This is a genomic window from Paenibacillus sp. J22P165, from assembly GCF_059692015.1.
In genome coordinates, this window is sequence record NZ_JCAUAP010000002.1 from 593,473 (window position 1) to 617,538 (window position 24,066).

17 protein-coding genes are annotated in these 24,066 nt (G+C 45.0%); 3 read left to right on the top strand and 14 right to left on the bottom strand.

The features are described 5' to 3' along the window. Positions 1-2 precede the first annotated feature (2 nt). Positions 3-872: a helix-turn-helix domain-containing protein gene (locus AC58QM_RS06895; protein ID WP_497282477.1), complete on the top strand. Its 870-nt coding sequence runs from the start codon at positions 3-5 to the stop codon at positions 870-872. Positions 873-936: 64 nt separating this feature from the next. Here AC58QM_RS06895 and AC58QM_RS06900 read toward each other — a convergent pair whose 3' ends face one another. The 4 genes from AC58QM_RS06900 to AC58QM_RS06915 form a co-directional block, all read right to left on the bottom strand. Further along, entirely contained in the window at positions 937-1,845 is a 909-nt protein-coding gene (locus AC58QM_RS06900; protein ID WP_497282479.1) for a fumarylacetoacetate hydrolase family protein, read from the bottom strand. A gap of 47 nt (positions 1,846-1,892) precedes the next feature. Continuing rightward, entirely contained in the window at positions 1,893-2,666 is a 774-nt protein-coding gene (locus tag AC58QM_RS06905; RefSeq protein WP_497282480.1) for an SDR family NAD(P)-dependent oxidoreductase, read from the bottom strand. A 145-nt stretch (positions 2,667-2,811) separates the two neighbouring features. Beyond that, complete coding sequence (locus AC58QM_RS06910) at positions 2,812-3,561, bottom strand: IclR family transcriptional regulator (RefSeq protein ID WP_497282482.1); 750 nt, start codon at positions 3,559-3,561, stop codon at positions 2,812-2,814. A gap of 86 nt (positions 3,562-3,647) precedes the next feature. Continuing rightward, positions 3,648-4,511, bottom strand: a complete 864-nt coding sequence (locus tag AC58QM_RS06915; protein ID WP_497282484.1) for a helix-turn-helix domain-containing protein — start codon at positions 4,509-4,511, stop codon at positions 3,648-3,650. 150 nt (positions 4,512-4,661) lie between these two features. On the opposite strand from AC58QM_RS06915, the gene AC58QM_RS06920 reads away from it, so the two are divergent. Beyond that, positions 4,662-7,256, top strand: coding sequence for a GH116 family glycosyl-hydrolase (locus AC58QM_RS06920; RefSeq protein WP_497282486.1), 2,595 nt, complete (start codon positions 4,662-4,664; stop codon positions 7,254-7,256). A 696-nt stretch (positions 7,257-7,952) separates the two neighbouring features. Here the strand turns inward: AC58QM_RS06920 and AC58QM_RS06925 are convergent. The 5 genes from AC58QM_RS06925 to AC58QM_RS06945 all read right to left on the bottom strand — a co-directional run bounded on the left by AC58QM_RS06925 (position 7,953) and on the right by AC58QM_RS06945 (position 17,806). Next, the gene (locus tag AC58QM_RS06925) at positions 7,953-10,004 is read right to left on the bottom strand and encodes a MerR family transcriptional regulator (protein ID WP_497282487.1); all 2,052 of its coding nucleotides are present in this window, start codon (positions 10,002-10,004) and stop codon (positions 7,953-7,955) included. 158 nt (positions 10,005-10,162) lie between these two features. Further along, positions 10,163-11,377 carry a formaldehyde dehydrogenase, glutathione-independent gene (gene fdhA / locus AC58QM_RS06930; protein ID WP_497282488.1) on the bottom strand — a complete coding sequence of 405 codons (1,215 nt, stop codon included), beginning with the start codon at positions 11,375-11,377 and terminating at the stop codon, positions 10,163-10,165. Between the two features lie 235 nt (positions 11,378-11,612). Continuing rightward, positions 11,613-13,901 carry a chondroitinase-B domain-containing protein gene (locus AC58QM_RS06935; RefSeq protein ID WP_497282490.1) on the bottom strand — a complete coding sequence of 763 codons (2,289 nt, stop codon included), beginning with the start codon at positions 13,899-13,901 and terminating at the stop codon, positions 11,613-11,615. Between the two features lie 266 nt (positions 13,902-14,167). After that, on the bottom strand, positions 14,168-16,768 hold the full coding sequence (locus AC58QM_RS06940) for a discoidin domain-containing protein (protein ID WP_497282491.1): 2,601 nt from the start codon (positions 16,766-16,768) through the stop codon (positions 14,168-14,170). A gap of 27 nt (positions 16,769-16,795) precedes the next feature. Beyond that, on the bottom strand, positions 16,796-17,806 hold the full coding sequence (locus AC58QM_RS06945) for a glycoside hydrolase family protein (protein ID WP_497282493.1): 1,011 nt from the start codon (positions 17,804-17,806) through the stop codon (positions 16,796-16,798). A gap of 223 nt (positions 17,807-18,029) precedes the next feature. On the opposite strand from AC58QM_RS06945, the gene AC58QM_RS06950 reads away from it, so the two are divergent. After that, on the top strand, positions 18,030-18,857 hold the full coding sequence (locus tag AC58QM_RS06950; protein WP_497282494.1) for a helix-turn-helix domain-containing protein: 828 nt from the start codon (positions 18,030-18,032) through the stop codon (positions 18,855-18,857). A 22-nt stretch (positions 18,858-18,879) separates the two neighbouring features. On the opposite strand, the gene AC58QM_RS06955 is transcribed toward AC58QM_RS06950, so the two are convergent. The 5 genes from AC58QM_RS06955 to AC58QM_RS06975 form a co-directional block, all read right to left on the bottom strand. After that, positions 18,880-19,584 carry a phytanoyl-CoA dioxygenase family protein gene (locus AC58QM_RS06955; RefSeq protein ID WP_497282496.1) on the bottom strand — a complete coding sequence of 235 codons (705 nt, stop codon included), beginning with the start codon at positions 19,582-19,584 and terminating at the stop codon, positions 18,880-18,882. 161 nt (positions 19,585-19,745) lie between these two features. Further along, positions 19,746-20,669 carry a DUF4871 domain-containing protein gene (locus tag AC58QM_RS06960; RefSeq protein ID WP_497282498.1) on the bottom strand — a complete coding sequence of 308 codons (924 nt, stop codon included), beginning with the start codon at positions 20,667-20,669 and terminating at the stop codon, positions 19,746-19,748. 3 nt (positions 20,670-20,672) lie between these two features. Beyond that, entirely contained in the window at positions 20,673-21,224 is a 552-nt protein-coding gene (locus AC58QM_RS06965; RefSeq protein ID WP_497282500.1) for an RNA polymerase sigma factor, read from the bottom strand. A 123-nt stretch (positions 21,225-21,347) separates the two neighbouring features. Next, positions 21,348-21,899, bottom strand: a complete 552-nt coding sequence (locus tag AC58QM_RS06970) for a GNAT family N-acetyltransferase (RefSeq protein ID WP_497282502.1) — start codon at positions 21,897-21,899, stop codon at positions 21,348-21,350. 69 nt (positions 21,900-21,968) lie between these two features. After that, positions 21,969-24,059 carry a glycosyl hydrolase 115 family protein gene (locus tag AC58QM_RS06975; RefSeq protein ID WP_497282504.1) on the bottom strand — a complete coding sequence of 697 codons (2,091 nt, stop codon included), beginning with the start codon at positions 24,057-24,059 and terminating at the stop codon, positions 21,969-21,971. Between the last annotated feature and the right edge of the window lie 7 nt (positions 24,060-24,066).

Below are 24,066 nucleotides of genomic sequence, written 5' to 3' on the forward strand. Positions count from 1 at the left end.
CGATGATTTCAGACTATTTGGCACAATTCGATCAACACGTTCATTTCCAGCATGCCACTAGGAAACCACCCTTTAATGTTCATTTCCATTTGCATAAAGGCTGTGAAATTTTCTTCCTCATCCGAGGAGACGTGAATTATTTTGTAGAGAAAACGGTGTATCCTTTACAGTATGGTGATCTGATCATTACGAATGAACACGAAATTCACAAGCCTGCTTTAACCACGGATGCCATGTATGAGCGTGTCACGATCGAATTTAACCCGGCATTGCTGGCACATTTTCAAACGGAAACCCTTCGTCCCTTACAATGCTTCTATAATCGCCCTCTTGGCGAAAATAATAAAATCTCCCTCACCGAACAGGAAACGTCTTCCTTGGTTGATTTATTTCACAAATATGATTACATAAACAAACATCCCAGTGCTGGTGATACGTTGCTTAAGCTAGGTTATCTCTTAGAAATTATTTCGCTTGTGCAGCGTTTTTTTGAGACGAACAACGAGAATGAGCTTGGCGTGGGCTTGCCTGTTCGCTTGACCCCCATTCTTGCTTATCTGAATCAGCATTTGGCAGAAGATCTATCTCTCGAGTTGTTGGAAAAGAAGTTCTACATCAGCCGTTATCATCTCAGTCGTCTATTCAAAAAGCATACCGGCAGTACCATCCACGAATACATCGTGTATAAACGCATTGCGCTTGCCAAAAAACTACTGAAAGACGGGGCTAACGTGACAGAGGCTTGCTTGGGTTCTGGCTTTAACGATTATACGGGATTTTTGCGTATGTTTAAGAAAAAAGCAGGTGTTCTACCGAAACACTATGCGAAGCAGGTAAGCACACAGGAAAGTAGACAAATGCGGGAATCGTGATTCATTTGAACGACAAAAAGGCAGCCCGCAGGCTGCCTTCTCTCTTTTTCAACATATAAAAAGTCTATAATTGCTCATCCACCATACGGTTGGTTAAAGCACCTAATTTTTCAATCTCAATCGTAACTACGTCCCCATGCTTCAAATATACACGTTGATCAACAGGCTTGCCGAGAACTACACCTTCAGGGGTTCCAGTCAAAATGATATCACCAGGCGACAGCGTCATATGCTGGGAAATATAGCTGACGATTTCATCACAGTGGAAAATCATATCGGACGTATGTGAATTTTGTCTCGTTTCACCATTCACCGTACATTTGATCGTCAACTGATTTGGATCTCCCACCTCATCAGCCGTGACCAAATAAGGACCTAGCGGACTGAATTTATCGCAGGATTTACCTAACAACCATTGTTGGGTACGCATTTGCAAATCACGGGCAGACAAATCATTCACATTACAATAACCAAGTACATGGCTCAATGCCTGATCCTTGGATACATACTTAGCCTCTTTCCCGATCACGATAACCAGCTCAGCTTCATAATCGACTTGGCTCGTAACGCGATTCGGAAGCGGAATGTCGTCGCCATGCGAAGTAATTGTATTATTAAATTTATTAAATAAAATCGGATATTGCGGGATTGCAGCATTGGTCTCTTCGGCATGCTTACGATAATTTAAGCCTACGCAGATGATTTTGCCTGGATGCGTCACACAGGGGCCATACGTAACTTGGGATTCCTCCAAAAGGTATGAACTGCCCTCTGTCACTTCCTCCACGACTCTTGCTATATATCTCTCCAGCTGAGGGATCGCGGTTGCAGCATTACCAATAACGGACATAATATCCGTTGGAAGCCCTTCTTCCGGGAATCCTTTCAACGCCTCGTTAATATCCAATACATAACGCTCCAGCTTCACACCTAGATGAAGACTACCGGCTTGATCAATTGTGACGAGTTTCATTAGGGAACTTCCTCTCTCTTCCGTTAATTGATTTGAATCATGCTTATTTACGCATTCTTACCAAACACAGCGCCACCATCAATGTACAAAGGCGAGCCCATCATGAACTTGGATTCATCCGAAGCTAGGAATAGCGCGGCTTGCGCAACATCCTCTGGAGTACCGAGTTCATCGCTAAGCTGTCTACTTTTTAAAGAGGCAATCGCAGCCTCAGGATCATCATAAGAGGTTTTCAAATAATTCTCAACAAAAGGTGTTAAAATTGTGCCCGGCAAGAGTGCATTTACACGAATCTGGTAAGGCGCATAATCGACTTGCATCGATTTCGTCAACGCCAGTACCGCTCCTTTCGTCGCTGCATAAGAGGCACGCCGAGCCAAGCCAATCTCCGCAATGCAGGAGGACATGTTAATAATTGACCCGCTGCGTTTCTCCATCATATGAGGAATGACATATTTGGATGGCAGAAAAACGCCTCGAATATTCACACGAATGACGCGATCCCATTGGTCCGGTTCTAGCTCATGAAGCGCACCAACGCCGCTAATTCCCGCATTATTAAAAAGCACATCAATTCGCCCGCATGCTTCGATTGCTCGGTCTACCATCGTCTTAACGGATTCCGGATCGGTTACATCTGCTTGCAGGAAGAGTGCTTTACCACCGTTAGCTTCAATTTCGGAAGCCGTCTCTGCACCTTTGATGGCATCCAAATCATTTACGATCACATGTGCACCTTCTTGTCCAAAAAGCAACGCAGTGCTCTTCCCGATCCCCGAACCAGCACCTGTAATCATAATAACCTTATTCTGTAGTCTCATTTAGATTCACCTCTTAGTTTATTATAATAAACTCAGTTTAATATATTAATTATAAATCAAGTTTAACATCCGCTTTCTGTCTCGTCAATGAACAAAAAAACCATGTATCTATCCTTATTACGAATAGATACATGGTTATGTCCTTTTAAAAAACAGCTGACAACGCTTGTGCCAACAGTTTCATCTCTTGCTTCGCCAACGCTTGTTTTACCGTCCATTGATGGATAGGCATGGAGCAGCTAACTGCAGCAATCGACTCACCGTTACGATCAAGAATCGGCATAGCGATGCAGCAAAATCCGAGTACAACTTCTTCATGATCGACCGCGTACCCGTTCTCTCTTGCGATTCGGAGCTGAACGAGCAACTCCTCACCACTTCGAACCGTATTCGGCGTGAAGCTTTGGAAGCTGCCTTCCTCATAGTACGAGAGCACCTGCTTATCCGCTATCGCAGCAAGCAACACCTTGCCCATTGCCGTTGCGTACGCTGGCAAACGCATCCCAGGCTCAGAGATGAGTCGGACTTGCGTCGCTCCCTCCTTCTTCGCCAAATAAACGAGTTCGCCCTTCTCCAAGCGACCTAACTGAATCGTCTCACCAAGCCGCTCCACCGATCGACTTGCCTTCTCTTCGAATAACTTCACTAGCGACATGCCAGAGAAATATGCATTGCCAATCATTCCGAAGAAGGAACCTAATGCATAGGTATCCCCTTTTTCTTTGATCACCCAATTCAAGGTTTCCATCGTATGTAAAAGAGAAAACATCGTACTTTTATTAATGCCCGTCGCTGCGCTCAAATCCATTAATTTTAACTTAGAAGGCCCAGCAGCAACTAGCTGCAGCACGTCTTGTGCTCTTTCCAGTGCCGGGACCCAATATTTACGTTCCATGTTTAACACCCTCACAGACTTCACTAACAGACTTTTTCATTCGATGATAACACAAAGTACGTGCTGGTGTAAGTCTGTGCAGCTTTTCATGGATTCACTCTCCTCCGATGTGCACCAGGCGTAATCCCAGTAACAGCTTTACATGCTTTCGAAAAGTGATGCACATCGGTAAATCCACAATACTCGCTCACCTTTTGAATCGAAACATCTTCCTTTAATAACTCTAAGGCATGTTCTATTCGCAAATTCATCAAATATTGATACGGTGTCTGCTGAAAATGCTGCTTGAAAAGCACGTTAAATCGGGACGAAGATAAACCAGCTCTTTGAGCCATATCCGCAACGGTTATGGGTTCAGACAAGTGAAATGCAAAGTAAGAGGTTATCCAGTTTAGAAATGGCTGATGCGTTCGCTGGGGAGATTGCGGCTTCATGTACTGCTTAAATACGAGCGTGATCCACTCATTAGCTAGCTGATTAGCTTCCATGATTCCCAAATAGGTCTGTAATTGCCAGCATTCAATCATCTTCAAAACAAGATCCCGCATTTTATTAGGTTGAGAAGTCTCTATTCGAAATGGTATACGAATATCCTTACATTCGTGCAATCGGGGTTGCGAGTAAGCGCTGTAAGGCATCATGTCCAATTGTCCAGGCCGCGTTACAAAGCTTTCTTCTCGGTGTACATTATAGAAAAAATCGAGATGAACATACGGGTTAATGGTATTGTTGAGACCTTTGATCGTATGCAGATCACCTGGCTGGAAGAGACATAAATCGCCTTCTTTCAAGACATGTTTCCGTTCATTAATCTGTATATCGAATTGACCTTCTTGCACATAAAAAATAATATAATCCAACAAATTGCGTTCACCTAGAAAAAAAGGCGGACGTATCGCATAATCAGCAATACGAATATAGGGAGCTATCGCGTAATGATCAAGAATCATCTGTCAGAACCCTCTCTTCCAAAGAAACATTTCAGTCGTTTTTCACCCTACAAATGCGTGTAATTTACAAAGGCATATTCCTGCCCTTCCCTTATACTAAAGATGCGATATGGGTATTAGTATACCATTTACTGAAGTGAGGTTGAAGGTATGAAAAACATGTATAAAGGCCTTAAAACAAGGGAAATCAGCTTTCCATTAGGAGGAATCGGCAGTGGAAGCATTGGCCTTGCAGGCAATGGCCAACTTGTCGATTGGGAAATCTTCAATCGACCGAATAAGAAGAGTTTTAACGGTTTTAGTCACTTCGCTATTAAAGTAGAGCGCGATGGTGCAGTTGTCGATGCACGTGTGCTTCAAGGCGATATGCAAGCCCCCTATATGGGTGAATATATCCGCGGTGGACCTTTGCATAGTGGATATGGATTTGGCCCCGAAAGCCAGACGATGGCTGGTATGCCACATTTTCAAGAGGTAACGTTTCAAGGGGAATTTCCTTTGGCCGAAATGACTTTTGCAGAGCCGGCTTTCCCTGGCAATGTTCGATTAATCGCTTATAATCCCTTGATCCCACTCCAGGCGGATGATTCCAGCCTACCTGCTGCCTTCTTCGAATGGGAGATTGAAAACACAACGGAAAGCATCCTTACCTATACGATATGCCTCTCGGCCAGTAATCCGCAGCCAACTGAAAAAATCATTCACACCTACAAACATGCCGTTGGGGAGCATGATCGCGAATTACATATGATTAAGCTGAGTTCCAATCAAATCAATCGTGATGATCCTCCATTCGGGGATATTACAATAGCTACGGATGCTGCCAATGTTAGTTATCAAGAGTTTTGGTACCGTGGTGAATGGTGCGATAATCTGGAAATGTTCTGGCATGATTTCACTCAACCTGGACCATTCATGAATAGACAATACCAGGAAGATGAGCGCCCACCGCGTCGCAAGGACACAGCATCGTTAGCCGGACATCTGGCCTTACTGCCCGGACAGAAGCAAAAGATTCGATTCACAATCTCTTGGCATTTTCCCCAGGTCGTCAATTATTGGAACCCTAACCCATCTGGTCCCAATACATGGCACAATTACTATGCAACACTGTTCCCAGATTCTCAGTCGACTGCACAGTACGCTTTCAACCATTGGGATCGCCTGTATGGAGACACGCTAGCTTTTAAGGAAGCGTTATTCTTATCTACTTTGCCAGCTGCTGTGCTTGACGCCGTCTCGGCTAATCTTTCTGTTATCAAAACAGCAACAAGTCTACGCCTGACAGATGGTTCCTTCTATGGATTTGAGGGCTCCATTGCAGATACCGGCTGTTGTGAAGGCTCGTGCACCCATGTCTGGAATTATGCCTATGCCTTGCCTTTTCTGTTCCCTTCCTTGGAGCGCAGCATGCGCGATCTGGATTTCACGTACAATCAACGCGAGGATGGTCGCATGTCCTTTCGTTTGATGCTGCCGCTTGGAAGAGAGCGAAATAACTACCGTGCCTGCGCGGATGGTCAATTCGGCGGTGTTCTGAAGGCATATCGGGAATGGAAAATATCTGGGGATACCGCGTGGTTGCGCTCGATTTGGCCCGCTGTCAAACAATCGATCGAATATGCTTGGGCTGACACGAACGAAGACAAATGGGACCCTGAGAAGAAAGGTGTTCTGACAGGCCGCCAGCATCACACCTTAGACATGGAGCTCTATGGTGCCAACTCCTGGCTAAGCGGATTTTATTTGGCTGCTCTCAAGGCAGGTGCAGAAATGGCTTCATTTCTAGACGATGAGAAGACAGCTGAAGCCTACATGCAGATCTTTGAAACCGGTAAAGCTTGGGTTAATGAGCATTTGTTTAACGGTTCTTACTATGTACAACACATTGATTTAACAGATAAAACAGTTCTTGATTCTTTTGGTGAAGAAACCATCCAAAGCTATTGGAATAAGGAGACTGGCGAAATCAAATATCAGATCGCCGGAGGCTGCGCCATTGATCAGGTCATCGCTCAATGGCATGCTAATCTGTGCGGATTAGGTGAGATTTTTGATAAGAAGCAGACGCAAATCGCTTTGAAATCGTTGTATCAGCACAACTTCAAATCTAGCATGCGACAGGAAGCGAATACGTGGCGGTTGTATGCACTCAATGACGAGGGTGGCCTTGTTATCTGCACATGGCCGAATGGCGTGAGCAAGCCTGCTATTCCATTGACTTACAACTCGGAAACCATGACGGGATTCGAATACCAGGCTGCATCGCACATGATTCAAGAAGGTTTTATCGAGGAAGGCGTCTCCATCGTTGCGGCAATTCGGGATCGTTATGACGGCGAGAAACGAAATCCTTGGAATGAGATCGAGTGTGGAAGCAACTATGCCCGATCTATGGCGAGTTACGCTTTGATTCAGGCTTTTAGCGGTTTTGAATATAACATGGTCTGTAAGATGATTGGCTTCCGTCCCGTACAACTGGTCGAGGGTAAGTTCCGAACTGTGTGGTCCCTGGATATGGGCTGGGGGACGTATGAGCAAACTGCCGAGCAGATTCACATACAGGTGCTCGGTGGTAAGCTGGAGCTTAGCCAATTGAAGCTCCCTTTGGCGGAATTGCCATCGATCCAACACCTGCAGCATGATGGGGTTAACCTAGCTTTTAATAGATGCGAAGATGGCATTCAGCTGTTATCACCGCTCAACATGGCGTCAAAATCATCACTTATTCTTACATTCCGCTAGACTAGTTTGGTATCGTGTGATGCCCGATACAGCAAGTAGCCTCCAATTCCACTTCGAGTGGGGTTGGAGGCTTTTGTGATGTTACTGGGGAAGTGCTACTTTGGCTGCTTTCGCGACGCGTAACTCGATTTTTTCGACTTACGTTGCTCCTATTGCCACACTCGCCACCCGTAACTCGATTTTTTCGACTTACGTTGCTCCTATTGCCACTCTAGCCACCCGTAACTCGATTTTTTCGACTTACTCCTATTGCCACACTCGCCACCCGTAACTCGATTTTTTCGACTTACGTTGCTCCTATTGCCACTTTCGCCACCCGTAACTCGATTTTTTCGACTTACGTTGCTCCTATTGCCATTTTCGCTACCTGTAACTCGATTTTTTCGACTTACGTTGCTCCTATTGCCACTTTCGCCCACTGTAACTCGATTTTTTCGACTTACGTTGCTCCTATTGCCACTTTCGCCACCTGTAACTCGATTTTTTCGACTTACGTTGCTACTTGGGCCACTTTCGCCACACGTAACTCGATTTTTTCGACTTACGTTGCTCCTATTGCCACTCTCGCCACCTGTAACTCGTTATTTTCGACTTACGTTGCTCCTATTGCCACTCTCGCCACCTGTAACTCGATTTTTTCGACTTACGTTGCTCCTATAGCTGCCTTGAGACAGCCTCTTCCTTGCGGCAGACTATTTAAATCCCCAGAAACTTTGCGAGCTTATCAAGCAATCGTTGTTGGGAAGACAATTGTATCGTGATACTATCAAATCGATTGTTTAATAATTCTTCATTGTTAACAACTTGACTGTTAATCGCTTGTTCAATAAGCTCATTTAATTTCTGAGAATTGGTAGCATAATTATTACGCATATCTTGCTCTAATTCTGTGATACTTTCCTTATGCTGTTTTCGCAATTCATACGTCACTGCATGCATTTCATTTCTGAGATTTTGCTCCAACACTTGCGTGACTTTGGGTTCAAAGGTTTCGAGTTCCTGCTCCATCTTTGTGATGCTTTCAGAAAGTTGATGTTTCAACTCATTTGTCACTGTCTGCATATCATTTCGGATATTTCTCTCCAAAGCCTCTGTGGTCTTAGGTTGTGCCGTATAAAACTCTTGCAGTTCTTGCTCCAAGGTCGAGACACTTTCATGAAGCTGTGCCTGTAACTCACTTGTCGTGACTTGGAACTCACCTCTAAGATTTTGTTTCAGTTCCTCTATTACTTTGGGCTGAACCGTATAAAACTCTTGCAGTTCTTGCTCCAAGGTCGAGACACTTTCATGAAGCTGTGCCTGTAACTCACTTGTCGTGACTTGGAACTCACCTTTAAGATTTTGTTTCAGTTCCTCTATGACTTTGGGTTGTGCCGTATAAAACTCTTGCAGTTCTTGCTCCAAGGTCGAGACACTTTCATGAAGCTGTGCCTGTAACTCACTTGTCGTAACCTGGAACTCACCTTTGATATTTTGTTTCAGTGCCTCTATGACTTTGGGCTGAACCGTATAGAACTCTTGCAGCTCCTTTGCCAAAGTCGCGACACTTTCATGAAGCTGTGCCTGTAACTCACTTGTCGTGACCTGGAACTCACCTCTGAGATTTTGTTTCAGTGCATCAATCACTTTGGGCTGTACCGTATAGAACTCTTGGAGCTCCTGTGCCAAAGTCGAGACATTTTCATGAAGTTGCGTCTGTAACTCCGTTGTTGCTGCGAGTAAATCTCCTCTAAAACTCTGCTCCAGCGCTTCTGTCATTTTGAGCTGAATGGTAGCGAGTTCTTGGAGCTCATCCTCTAGCTTTGTAATACTTCCATGCTGTTGTACTTGTTGTTCTTGTTGTTCTTGTTGCTCTTTTGTCACGGCTAGCATTTCATCTTTGAGCTCGTGCTCAAGCGTTTCAATCAACTTGGGCTGAACCGTATAGAGCACATGCTGCAGTTCAGTTACCTGATCGGATACACTTTTATATTGCGTGTTGAGTACATCCACATTAGCGGCAACTTCTTTGCTGTCGTCTTGCTCAATCACCTCAGCTACTTTGTAAGTAAAAACTTTAATGATATTACGCAGCTCGGCAACTTCTTCGGAAATGCCGTTGAATTGAATATTTAATGAGTCAGCCATGTTGGCTAACCGTTCATCTTGATTAGCGTCCGTTGTGACCTCGATCATCTTTTCCATAAATGTAAGGACTATATTTCGAAGTTCCGTGACTTCATTCGAAAGCTCATCGAACAAAACATTGACATAATTCTTAGTAGGCGCTACTTGTCTACCACTTGATAGTGAAGATATGCTTACCATTGGATTTTCTTCTGGCTGTTCGTTTATGCGTTTTGGCGTTTTATTTGCTTCTATTTTTTGCGTTAAAAACTGGACCAAATTACGTAGTTCCAAGATCTCATTGCTGACTAGCGGGCTAGTTTGGTTTTCTACTGGGGGTACGTTTAATTCCAGGTCAGCGGCAGGTGTCGGAGTAACAAGGTTCACTTCATTACTCGGCGTATGAATTCCTTTTAGGCTCATTTCCTGTAAATGTTCGTTTATCAGCTTAAGAGATTTATTGGCATCTTTTAATTTGGCAATCACGCGAAAGACTTCGACTGCTTCTTCTGTATATCTTAAGCTTCCTCCAACAGCGGTAGTCGGAAGAAAATCAGCAAATTGTTTGGACCATTCCACGACAGTCGCTTGCGTTTTTCGAATTGAACGTGCGATCTCATTAACTTTGTATGTCCTTTTCATTTGTTAACGATCATATCCTTTCTTCTTCTATCCCGTAGGCTTAGGCATCTATAACATGGTATTCAGGACTCTCTACAAATGACAATGAAAGCGTCAAATAGTTCGCATCGCAAAAAGGCTGTCCCTATACGGGCCAGCCTCAACAAAATAATATGGTATTATTTTACAAGTCCATGTGGATCAATAACAAATTTGCGAGAAACACCACGATCAAATTCTTGATACGCTTGCGGCGCTTCTGCCAAGGAAATAAGAGTCGCATTAACCGCTTTGGCGATTTGTGCTCTGCCACTGAGAATCGCCATCATTAGGTCTCTATTGTATTTCATAACTGGTGTTTGACCTGTTACAAATGTGTGGGATTTTGCCCAGCCTAGTCCGAAACGGATCTTTAATGTGCCAATTTTGGAGTCTTCATCCACGGCACCAGGGTCACCCGTTACATAGAGTCCAGGTATCCCCAGACTGCCACCCGCGCGAGTTACTTCCATGATGGAATTAAGCACAGTGGCAGGCGCTTCGCCATGCGCTTTGCCATGACCATGTGCTTCGAATCCTACACAGTCGATGGCGGAATCTACTTCAGGCGAGCCAAGAATCTGATCGATTTGTCCTGCTAAATCTGCATTCTCGCGGAGATTAACGGTCTCACATCCAAAGCTTTTCGCTTGTGCTAAGCGCTCGGAATTCAGATCTCCAACGATAACCACAGCTGCTCCAAGCAGTTGTGCGGAGTGTGCCGCAGCGAGACCAACTGGGCCAGCACCGGCTACATATACCGTTGAGCCTGGACGAACGCCAGCGCTAACGGCACCATGATAGCCCGTCGGGAAAATATCTGAGAGCATCGTCAGATCAAGGATCTTTTCCATTGCCTTATCTTTGTCAGGGAATTTCAGCAGTTGAAAGTCTGCGTACGGCACCATGACATATTCCGATTGACCGCCGACCCAACCTCCCATGTCAACATATCCATAGGCTGAACCTGGCCGATCTGGATTTACATTTAAGCATACATTGGTGTTCCGCTCTCTACAGCTGCGACAACGACCACAGGCTATATTAAAGGGCACAGATACTAAATCTCCCTTTTTTATAAATTCCACATCGCGTCCTACCTCGATTACTTCCCCTGTAATTTCATGACCTAAAATGAGTCCTGACGGAGCTGTTGTCCGACCTCTCACCATGTGCTGGTCACTGCCACAAATATTCGTCGTTACGACTTTCAGTATAACCCCATGCTCGCATTTTCTACCGACATTCAAGGGATTGACGCCAGGTCCATCCTTCAGTACTAGTTCTGGATAATCGGTGTCACGAATCTCAACGCTTCCTGGCTTACTGTAGACAACTGCTTTGTTTCCTGCCATGTTCTCTTCTTCCTCCCACACTTTAATTATGTTGAGTTAGTCCCATTCATAAAAGGTGTCTTCGATCATACAAATTCGGAAGTAACGCAAACACAAGGATACTATTCTCCCTTCTTGCCTATAATCCTGCAATCACAAGATATAAAATGATAACGATTACAAACGAAAGAAAGAACGCACAGTCAAGCTGTGCGTTCTTCATTTCTACAATCTCGGTATTCAAACTCTTCACGATCTATGGCGCATTAGGTCCAACTTCTGCTGCTGTCATAGGGTGTTTTCCAAAAGTTGTGCTTAAAGACCGCTCATCCGCTCCAATGTCATTGGAAGAACGTGATTCTCCATCCATATCCTCTGTCACATACGCATAGCTTCCTACTGCTGCATTGATCGCCGGACTTGTGGATGACAACTTTTGCAATCCATTTACCGTTGTGAGCAACGGATTCGTGCTCCATATTTGGGAAGTCGTTCTCGAACCATTATTGCTTACTGTACTGCCGTAACCGATATTCCCCTCAAATACTGTATTGGTAGTCCCCACTTCATAATACAGCGTACCCGTGGAATTTCTTACGATATTGTTAGCCACCCTGCTGTCCTGAGGAGCTAAGGGTTTACCCGAACCAACGATGATCCCCGTCGTACTGTTCACAATCGTATTGTTGACCACTTGCGCACGGTAGATTTTCCACTGTGCTCTCAAGTCATCCGCTGATGGATTAGACGGATAACCACCTGTACCACCATCATAATCAGCATTATCAAGAATGATCGCGTTAGCTGTTAGATTTTCCATGTAATTGTTGTAAATCTTATGATCATTGCCATATATGCGAATGCCCGCTTGTTCTGATTCTACGCCATCTCCTAGGAAATAGTTACCATAGAAGGAGTTGTTATGCCCATGTCTGGAAGTGAGTCCACCCTTGGAAGTCTTAAATGTATTGTAACGAACCGTGTTGTTACTGCTTTTCACAGACACGATTTCCGGTTCGCCATCGCAGTTCTCAAAGAGATTGTACTGGATCGTATTATACCCATTGGACAAGGAGATTCCAGATAAGCCAAGGCGTATCGTTTCTTTACCATTTGCCACCCATGGCCCCACATCATGAAAGTAATTATATTCAATGACATCATACTGAGAAATGTTTCCATTGTTATCGCCTTGATAAGCAATCAGTGGATCTGTATCACTCTTCGGACCAAAATCATTATGGTCAATTCGATTATGATGACTGTTGACGCCACTAACCTGAAGCCAGATGAGGGTGCTGCCTGTGGCTTGCAGTGCGAATCGGTTTCGAGTTACACGAATGTTATTCGAACCATCTAACAGAAGTCCCGTATTCCCTAAATTTGTGAATTTCAATCCCTCGATCACGACGTTGGATGAATTCTGTATTTGTAGCGACGCGCCACCAGAAATGATTGCCTGACCTGCATTTGCTGCCTTAATTGTGATTGGACTGCTCGATGTGCCATTTTTGTTACTTAAAACAAATGGTCCTGTTTGGGCATACGTCCCGTTAGCGAGCACGATGGTCGTACCTGCGGAAGCATTGCTTAAGGCAGTTGCTAACTGTGCGGATGTAGAAACAGAAACACATGGTATCACAGGAGCCTCACCATAAATCTCTACCTCCGTGTAACTGTTCCATAAGTTGTTGGAGTTGCCGTGACCAACAATTCGCACATAACGTGCTGATGCTACATCTGCGAAGTCGAACGTTTGTAAGCTTGTATTTAGAGAACTCGTCACATTGGCCTGAACCGTCGAGAAATTCACATTATCCGTGGACGTTTGAATATCAAAAGTGGAGGTTCGTGTATCTCCGCTTACAAAGGCTATTTTAATAAATGCTACCTTAACATTTGACCCCAAATCATACTTGATCCATTGTCCATTCCCACTAGCCGACCATCTTGTCGTTAAGTTCCCATCCACCGTGTTCGCTGGGACATTTCCATCGTCCGCGCTTGCGGTCACGTTAGACCCTGAGACGGAGAACTTCACATCTACGGAAGCGCTTACAGAAGTGTCGCCATAAATCTCGACCTCGGTATAACTATTCCATAAGTTTGCAGAATTGCCGTGTCCAACTATGCGAACATAACGGGCGGGGTCTACATCTGGAAAATCAAAGGTTTGAAGGCTTGTCGTTAAACTACTCGTCACATTCGACTGAACCGTTGTAAAATTAACATTGTCTGTAGAGGTTTGAATATCGAAATTCGATGTTCGCGTATCCCCACTAATAAATGCCATTTTAATGTAAGAAACCTTCTTAACAGACCCCAAATCATATTTAATCCATTGCCCATCTCCACTTGCTGACCAACGTGTCGTTAAGCTTCCATCCACCGTATTGGCAGGCACGTTCCCATCATCCGCACTCGCCGTCACACCGGATGGTACGACCGACAATTTAGCGTCAGCAGCATAACCTGCGAATGGGATCATAGCAAGCAACAAACTCATCAAAAGCATCATCATTCCTACTTGTTTACCTTTCTTCATAAATACATCCTCCCTTAATCTTACTTACTCAGTGGACACTGAAATCTCTCGAATCTTTAAACTCCTTTCATAGATGTTGAGTGCGTGCACTCCTCTTCAATTTAATACAAATCACCGAAAATAATCATCATCATAATCGTAACTTCATCTTCAAAATCGAAACTAACTACCCTCATTACCTAAACTGGCTATTCAAATATAGAAGAGAGCTCATGCTAAGAAGCCCATGCGGAATTGCATGGACCACTTACAGTCATTCGGGCAATTTATTTACACGCCTTCACCATGAGACGGTCCAGTAACTGTTGTGTATATAGACTTCGTGGGGTTACATGGCTCCCGAAACTTTCCCAGTAGGCTTCCTTGCGCTGCCGTTGATCATAGGGACTTGGGAGAAGTGACTTACCTTGCGTTCCGACATGTCCAATCGCATAGTTTTGGGCCGTTGGAGGCTGTTGAGAGACTAGCTCGTTGGAGGTATTCCAAGTGACATAGTTCGCTCCAGACCAGCCATGGCCGCTCCCCAACCACCCTCGATCCTGAATATGAATACGGCCCGTTACATTGTCATAAAGACAGCCTACTGACCACCGATGATGGGGTTCACTCGAGTTATAATCCTTTTGTGATTCACAGTCGAGGAATACATTAGGCCCTGCAACACGCGCATCTACGGCAAAAGCATGTCTTGCGGTTTCCGTAAAAGCTCGCTGGACGAGCGTTAACTCACCCATGAGATGAAAGGCATACCGGCGACCACCTGTAACTACGCTGACAAAGTCATAGGCTGCACAATCCTGGATGGTTATCCATTTCGCAGAGCGACCAACCTGCACCAGTGCATGCTGGAGATGGAAGCCAACGACATTGCGAATCCATGCGTTTTTGACATTGTCCAAATCTATACAATTAATCGCATGTTGCTCATCAGCTAGGTACGGTTCACTACCCTCATTGCCGTCGATTCGTGATTCATGGATAGTTGGATCGTACGAAACAACCACTCTCAAATACTCGATACCGATCTGCTCGATACGGCCCGTATCCGCGTATTTAATCAAAGCCCCGCCTCCCCAGCGGCTTTCAATTGCATTCGCGATAGGCGCGTCCAGTGTTATGCAATTGCCATCGATATGAGTAATTACTCTATCGAACTCCAGCTGGAACGGAAGCCATTGAACAGTTCCTCCTCCAATGGGCCTCAAGCGAATGGCGTCCATGCCAATGGCATGAATCCATCGTTCGTTTCCATAGCGGAGCACCTTGACGGTGTCTCCCACCCGATAACAAGATGCATCGCTAACATGGATCGTTCGTGCTCCCGTTGGCACATAAAGATCACAAATAGTTTTCTGTGTATCGGGCAGTAAACAAGGAACTGATTCGCCCCTAATTTCAATCACATTTCGCTGCGTTGTACCTGTGGCATACAGTAGGGTTCCATCTTCGCTTTCCCCCTCACCACGTACGACAATGCCGCTTGCTTGAATCTGCAATGTACCGCCGATGGGATAGACACCTTTTTTCAAAAGAACGGTACCTCGAAAACCTGAGACAGAGAGCGGTACATCAGCTAGCTGATCAATTGCTGCCTGGATATGTGTCGTATTATCTCCTTCCACAGGTTCAAGGACAATAACTGTCTCCACATCAGGTAAGGCAACGTCTCCCCCACCATAACCGCAATTTGAGAAATCGAGGATCTGATTCCCTTTGTAATCAGGTACGTAAGCCAGTTTCCCCTTGTCATCGATATGTACGATTTCACTTTGCCCATCTTTATTACTGTGAGAATCCTTAACGGTAAAATAAAAAGCATCATAGAAGAAGCGGCCTCCTTCTAATTCCATGACAACGCTTATTCGGTAGTTACCAGACTCCCTCACTTCACCTGGAAATGTAATAACCGACGCCGTGCCCGAGGCCACATGAATTTCAGAATGCCGATCAACCAGCTGTTCCAAAGTCATGTTTACTAAAGAAACATCCATCGTCATTGCCTCAGTGGGTTTCACATGCACATCTGGATATGGACAACCATATTCCAAGAAGGCTGGCTGACCGATATCCATAACCAATGAGGGATGTACCATATTGATATCAACTAACCACTCTGTAGGATCACTTACATCAATAAAGAAGCTAGCCTCTTTCATCACCCCGTCTAAAGTGACACTTATCTTTATCTGTGAAATGCCTGACTTGAGACTGCTTACTACCCAATTCTTATCTATTGTCACCACATCCGCGTGGCTGTTGCTAAGCGAGATATCCTCAAAATCGAAGTAGATATCTGAACCGTCTGTTAGAATCCCCATCAGATCCAACTGCACCCGATTGTTCACTTGTACTGTTAAAGTATCGTCTTGATCGTAAGCGCGACCTTCAACCTTACAAACTACGCGATCTAACAAGGGGCCAGAAGGGATCGTTAGCCGTTCATATATACCGAGTTCAATAAGCTGAAAATCCCGCTCTGGATCAAATAGTTCCACATCCAAAGTGACATATCTTCCTCTAACTTTTGGAAACAGAGCACTTTCGTCTGAATGAATGCCACCTCTCGACGTTTCCCTGCTAAACGCTTCCCGCCAAATTTCTCCATCAGTAGAATGAAGAATTTGGTATTTATGAATGAAACCGGACGCCAGCTTCAACTGGACAACATTGAAAGAATAGCAGTCCCCGAGGTCAACCGTGATCCATACGCGGTTATTCTCCCTGCGATCGGAGCTCAATGGTTGCCAACAAGTATCAAGGGCACCATCGACCGCTTGATGGCCAGTCCCATTCGAACTTTCTGAGCTGCAAGTTACTTTGCCATTTAGCGCGAGATTGATCTCCGTTATAACTTCTGTCTTTGACATCCAAGTGTCCCTCCATCCTAATGTTGCTCACTCATGAGCTAACGGAATCACCATATTCCAAGTTTGTTGGGCATCATGGAAGCCATTGGTACCATCCGAAGTAGCGGCAAATAAATGCGTAGGCTGACCATTTTGAAACAATAGAAAAGGTCGTTCTAAATTACCCATTGTTTTTGTAATGCCATTATCCCATGCTACGTTACGAGAATATGCAAGCGACGGACGAATTTCCCAGGATATACCATCCTTCGAAAAAGCGTATACACCACCGTACTTTTCGCCAGATAAATGTCCATCCATATCCTTCGCAATCATGGCATATCCATCATCTGTTCGCCACACGAATGGGTCTTCCAAATGTGCGTCCGGAGGAAAAAGCGGGTTTTCACTCATCACACGGTATGGCCCTGCGTAATGAGGTGCTTGTGCAACCCCAAAAGTCATTTTCCCATGTCCATAGCCTTCATATTGTCTAGCTTTATAGATCAATAGCACGGAACCGTCTTCATTTACGCAAGGAGCAGGATTGGACGTTAAGAAACTGTCGAACTTCCCTGGCCTTGTTGATAAAATAGGTTCATCACGCCGCTGCCAGGGTCCGAACACGCTAGTTGACACCGCCAACCCAATGCGCTTGTTCGACCGAGCAACGATACATCGCGGATCTTGCAGACCAAATCCATCTCCCACAATCGGATCAGGAAATGGATGCGTTGACCCCATGTAATACAATAAATACATGCCCTCATGCTTAACAATATGAGGGTTATGTGTACTGCGACCATCCCAATATTCTGCTCCTCGTGCAGGTAAAACCACCTCTTCAAACGAGTACGGACCTTCCGGTCGATCTGAAACAGCACGAACGATCTCTGAGGATACTAACCAGCCAGGGTGCATCGGAAGTGATTTCGGCCATCTAGAGGCAAATAAGTGGAATCTGCCATCCTCCCCTTGAACGGCTGATCCGCACCAGACCCAATAATCTTCCATTCGGAATCCACCGTTTACGGGAGCTGGCAAGAAATTGTTTAGCATAACAACACTCTCCTTTTTCGTTTATTCATCATCTCTGCAGTTTACTCCCCTATTTTTCCTTTGTCATTGTCTTCACTTATACCTCTATGTCTTTTCTTATGTTTAATAGAAAAAACCGCCTAGGTCATCTACCCAGACGGAACATTGGTTTTGTCATTTTAGATAAGACTTCATTTCGAAAAAAAGATATACTAAATCTTGAAAAAGAAGGAGTGAAACTAACATGCAGTATGAGCGCATGCCCCTAACTTCCGGTTACACCATTCAAGAGAAATACGCCCAATTCACTGATCATGATTTACATATGCACGATGCACTTGAGGTCAGCATCGCGCTGGATCAAGGGATGAAATATAAGATTGGAGATGCCTGCTATTATTCAGGACCAGGGGATATTTTCCTGTTACGCCCTTTTGAGCCGCATTGGAATCTCATTCAAGAAGAGGGACAGCCGAGTCGCTGGATCATGTTGCTTTTTTCTCCCTCCTTTGTCGGCTTCGTGCCGCGAGGTTCCAGCTTACTTACCCCCTTTTACATGACGAATACCTCTCCTCTTATTCCTGCAAATACAGTCTACGCACAAGCCGTGCAACGATTGGCCATTGAAGCTCTCGAGGAGGAGAAACAAGCACTTCCCGGCTGGGAGCTTCAACAGCAAACTTTGATGATCCAAATGCTTGTTCACATGCAAAGGTATTATTTTACACATAACCGTGATTACTGCCAAGATGATTCCTCTTCCAGTGGCATTATTCAGGCGATTGAATATGTAATGACGCATTGGTCTGAGGACTTGGATATGGACCTTGTGATTGCCCAATCACACCTGAAGAAAACATGGTTTTATACCAAATTCAGGGAAGTGACAGGTCTAACTCCGAATGAGTTTATCGTTCGGTTGAGACTTCAGTATGCCGGGCATATGCTGCACGCCACGACGAAATCCATTACCGAGATTGCCTTGACTTGCGGCTTCGGTTCAGCCAGTTATTTCAATAAAGTGTTCAAAACGTTTCACCAATTGACACCGAGAGCTTACCGCAAGCGATGAGCCACCGCCTCACTTCAACCTCTTAGGATTGGTAACCTGATAGCTGTACGCGATCTTCCAGCAACTTACCCGTCTTGGCATAACGGCAGCTCGCAGCTCCAACTTGGAAGGCATAGGCACGTCTTGGCTTATCGGTATGGTTCATTTTACTATGGTGAAGCGTTTCTCGATGGAAAAATACCGCATCCCCTGGTGCCATCGGGTTACACGGTGCGCCATTGGCTGGTTCAGCTGCTCTTCGATGCCCCTCTTCTGTATTGATATTAGGTTGCCGACCCAACAGATGAGAGCCTGGCGCCAGCCAAAGTCCCGCATTTTCCTGCGAGATATGATCAAGTGCAATGAAACCATTCAGCATATGGCCAAGAATGTGGGTATATTGGTTATCCTGATGCCACTCAAGACCCTTCCCCTGAGGATCTACGACGGCATACATCCCCATCCAAAGCTTAACGTCATCACCCAAAATACGTTCAAATACGCGAACAACATCCTGATTCGTCAGAAAGCTGGTTGTTTGGGGATAAGCCTCACTTTCTTTGGCGATATCAATAATAGCATGACTTTTCCATTGCCCGTTCCCCATCGTATTCGCGAACACGGCATTCTCTTTGTTAATCGCTTCCACAGTTTCCGGTGTAATAAAACCAGGTGCGTAGAAATACCCCTCACGGTAAAATTGGTTGATCATTTCCTCTGTTAATTGAAAGTTCGTAACTTGTGACATTGCGTCTGCCTCCTCAATATCCTCTTGGATTACTATGATTACTACTCTTTTATCGTACACAAATCATCCCATGTTTTCTTGCAGTACGACTAGCTAAAACTAGCAATTTTGTTCAGTCCGGTCACAGGTTGTCGCACTTGGGTACAAGTAATAGACAGATCCTACTTCACATCGACCACAATCGAATTCAGTAAGTGACCTTGCACGTAGGGCAGTAACCGCCATCGGCCTTTTTCTGGCAGCATCATCGAAGTTGGAAGATGACGGTCTGCACCATTATTTGAACCCCCTAGGGCGTTTGCGGAAGAAAATTTATTGGAGGAAAAGACTTCAATCAGCGTATCTGTTCCTTCCTTTACAGCAAATACCTCGAAAGGCCCATTCAACTTCTCATCTGTCCCCCAGAAGTGCCACATGTATTTATTCGTCTTGCCAGCGATAAAACCAGCATCAATAAAGCCAACCTGATTCTCAATCCCACGCATCCAATAATTGCCAGATTGAAACATCGGACTGATCTCCCAAGACGGATCACCCATGTTCACTGTTACATCACCATAGGGTTGATTATCTAAAGTCACATCTAGTTGCCACAGGCCAGCAAGAGGGAGTGTAAAACGAATAGCATACCTTTCTAACCCAGAGTACCCTGGGCTAGATGTTGCAATCTTCTCAGAAGAGACCGTTTCACGGCGTCCTGTTTGGAGTTGCACCGCCTGAATCGTTAGCGTTTTCCCTTTATATGTCTCCATCGTCTCTTCAAAATGAAAGATATAACCGTTCATTACTCCTGCTCGCGCTTGGGGTTCTGGTGAAACCGAGAACATCAGACGCCCCTGCTCGTAATAGGCTCTCTGCTCTTGGACGTGTACATATTCGGAGTTTGGCGTACCTGCAAGACCAAATACAAGAACGACAATCAGCAGCATCGTAATTGCCGCTCCCCATTTATATCTACGTCTCAAGGTATTACCCGCTTCATTGACACGTACTATCACACCATTTGCAAGCTGCTTTGTAAAATGACGATCTGCAAAAGGCGAAACCGACATTCGTTTTGCCCAGTCAGGCTTTTCATCACGCATGATTTACGCATCCTCCTTGTTCAAGGTTACTAACTTACTCATCTTTGTCTTGGCCCGATGCAATCTTGATTTCACGGTTCCTACTGAGACATGCAATAGTTTGGCAATTTCATTCATTTTGAGACCATAATGATAATCTAAAATAAGCACTTCCCTATATTTACGAGGCAACGTCATCACTACATCCCAGAGATCTCGGTTTTCCATCCGATCGAAGACAACCTGCTCGGCAGCTGGTGAGCTACCGGGTGCGATGAAACGATCTGTTAAAGTTACTTTTCGGAAAAAAGCCCCCTGTAGATAATGAAGTGATTTATTTCTTGTTATAGTTAGCAACCAACTTTTCACCGAGCATTCCCCGCGAAATGCATACATCCCTGTAAATGCGGCAAGGAACACTTCTTGGGCAATATCGTCTGCCACATGTGAACGACGTGTCAAAAAATAGGCAAAGTTCCATACATCTTCCCCGAAGTTTTCCATGAGGTCTCGTAGTACAAGTTCTCGATCGTACCCATTGGCCAAATGTTTTAAATACTCCAAATCGTTCGCCACGCCCTCACCTCTATGTATAAGACCGTTCAACTACGAAAAGGTTCCTTTTTGTGGTAAAAAAAATAACCCAAGACAAAAAAGTCTAGGGCCACCGTATTATTGTTTTACCGTTCAAGCATTCTATTACGCTTTCAAAAAATCTTCTACCAGCATAGCGAACTGCACGTGATCCTCACGTACGCCGTTAATTTCCAACAACTTGCGAGCGAGACCTTCTTGCTGGAAACCAGCCTTTTCCAACACACGCATCGATCCCAAGTTACGCGGCATCACGCCTGCTTCTACTCGCTGTAGGCCCGCTTCCTCAAAAGCAAATTTCATAACAAGCTGAATCGCTTCTGTCATGTAGCCTTTTCCATTGTGTGCCTGGTCCATACTATAGCCAAGGATACATTTCTGATGAGGCCCGCGTTGGACTTCAAATAGCGAAATATCCCCGATGAGTTGCTGCGTTTCGTTTAAAAAAATACCGAAAGCGTATCGTTTATCTTCTTCTCTTTGTAAATTACCAGTTAGAATACTCTTCTCTTGCACTTCTTTTGTATAAAAAGATGCATTGCGCTTAGGGCATACGCCCTCAAATAATTGACGGTTACGCAGTAAGAGATCCAACATATCATCTGTGTCACTTATTTCCAAAAAGCGGATATACACGCTTCCATTCTTGTCATTCATATTTACCATCATCCTTTATCCAGAGCTCCTGTTATTATACGTCGGAACAAAGAATGGTTCAAATTACAGCTACTTTTGTTTACTAAAATAGTGCTGTAATTGTACAGCAAGCTCATCATCTGGAAGTGGATTCCGATGTGTGTTTTCCAAATAAATATATTTCTCCGTTTCTGGCATGAGGTATTCTTTGTACCAGTGGAAAAAGTCAGGACTGTCTCCCTGCATGCGTAGGAATCTACGCAGTGTATCTATATTATTAACAGTACTTGCGATATTGGTCAGCCAATCGGCTCGGTAGAAATTCGCCCACTTGCCGTGCTCAGCCAAACGAAGTGCTTGTAAACCTCTGTTATAACACCACATCGATTGGGAGGCAAATACAAAAGCTTGCGCATACTGCTCGCTAAGTGCAGCAGCATAGGAACGGCAGAGCCAGAACAAGCCTTCTGATCCCGTTTGGTGAATGACACCCTGGAGCCACAAATGGTCAACAATTCGCTGCTTGTCATTTCCACCTAGCTTGCTAAGTAGGTCTTCACATTTGTAAACCCACTTTGACCAAGAAGCGTGTCCCTCTTCACTGCGCTGTTCAAACCATCGCACTTGCTCAGTGAATGTCACTTCACCAGTCGCCCACAATAATCCTTGATCAGCTGCTTCTGAGCGACCTTTCAGCCAATGTCCTATCAGTCTTCTCGCAGGATGATGATAGAATTCTTCTCCAGCCAGATCATCTGTATGAGCCCCATAAACAACTGCCGCCTCTGTATAAGTTCGGTATATATCAGCAATTTCTGCCTGATGACTTGGGTAATAACGACTAACAAAGGCATGTAAATGAGTCTCCGTATCCATCGTTCCTTGAAGCCACAGCTCACGAATGATATCTAGCATGTACACATGCTGACGAATATTCCCGCAATTGAGCAGGAGATAATCGGTACATCCCGCATCAAAAGCGCTCTCCACTTCCTCCTTCACAAAGGCAGCGGAACCTTGAAACATCGTCAAATGATTCGACGCTTGAAGATCATGGAAGGTGACGTGGTAATAGATACCATGCTGACCCCCATCATCCGCAGCAGGCAGCGCTGGCATCCGCACATTCAAATTGCCGTGCCGGCGCGAAACCATTTTACCATAGCCATTATCGGCCCAAATTTTGATCACATCAGGAGGCAAATCAATATAACCGCCTTTGTATAGCTCCGCAATCTCACCGTACAAAGCCACACAATAGACGGGGTTATCAACGGCTTCCTTAATCATCTCGTATTGGCGATAAATGACGCGGGAAATCATTTCCCCACGCTTTGTTGGTGTATCAAAGGAGGGATCATTCTCCCAAAAAGGCTTATCCCCCTGCCCTCTGAATGAGAGCACCCACAGGATGTTTTGGTTCTTTTGCTTCTCAATGGCTTCCAGCCATAGCTTTTCAAATAATTCAGGAGCCTCCTTATAACTTGCGGATCTCCCTGTGTAAGCTCTGAGGAACATTTCTGCGCCCAAAGGCTCCGCATGGTGATGTGTAATCCACAACCCCATTTCTGCTGCCAGCTCTAAGTGAATGCCTGTCTTCGGGAGATCCGTCCCCGGAATCACCATATTTCCACCGCAGCGAAGCAGCGCTTCAAACACAGGCAACCATACTTCACGCGACGGTGGGTAAGCCTCTTTCCAGCCGATCAGGCATACCTCATCATTCACGAACCATCCTCTAAATCTAACCTTAGCAACAGGTGAGTCATATGGCTCGCTAATTACATCTATCGACGTATATGTCTGTATCGACTGATCCATCCAAAACCAGAATGGATGAATCCCTAAAACCGTTTCACTCACATGCAAGATGCCGTAAACGAGTCCCAAGTGATCATTCGCAACGATATGCAGCTGCGACTTCTCACCTTCGTGCATATATCGCAGAGCAAATGCTTCCGCATGAACCGCACAGCCATCATGCTTAGACGCATAACGAACGACGATCTCAGCCTCGGCTGGATCATTCACTAAAATGGGCTCCGTACCGAGCACTTGCCTGATATCTCTCGTCAGCATATTCAAAGCATGGCGAACTGGCGTTGCCAAGTGATCTGGCGGGCAAATGGAAATTACTCCCTCCAGCCGAAACGTAGATCTACTATTCACATTTAAATGCATGTCTACA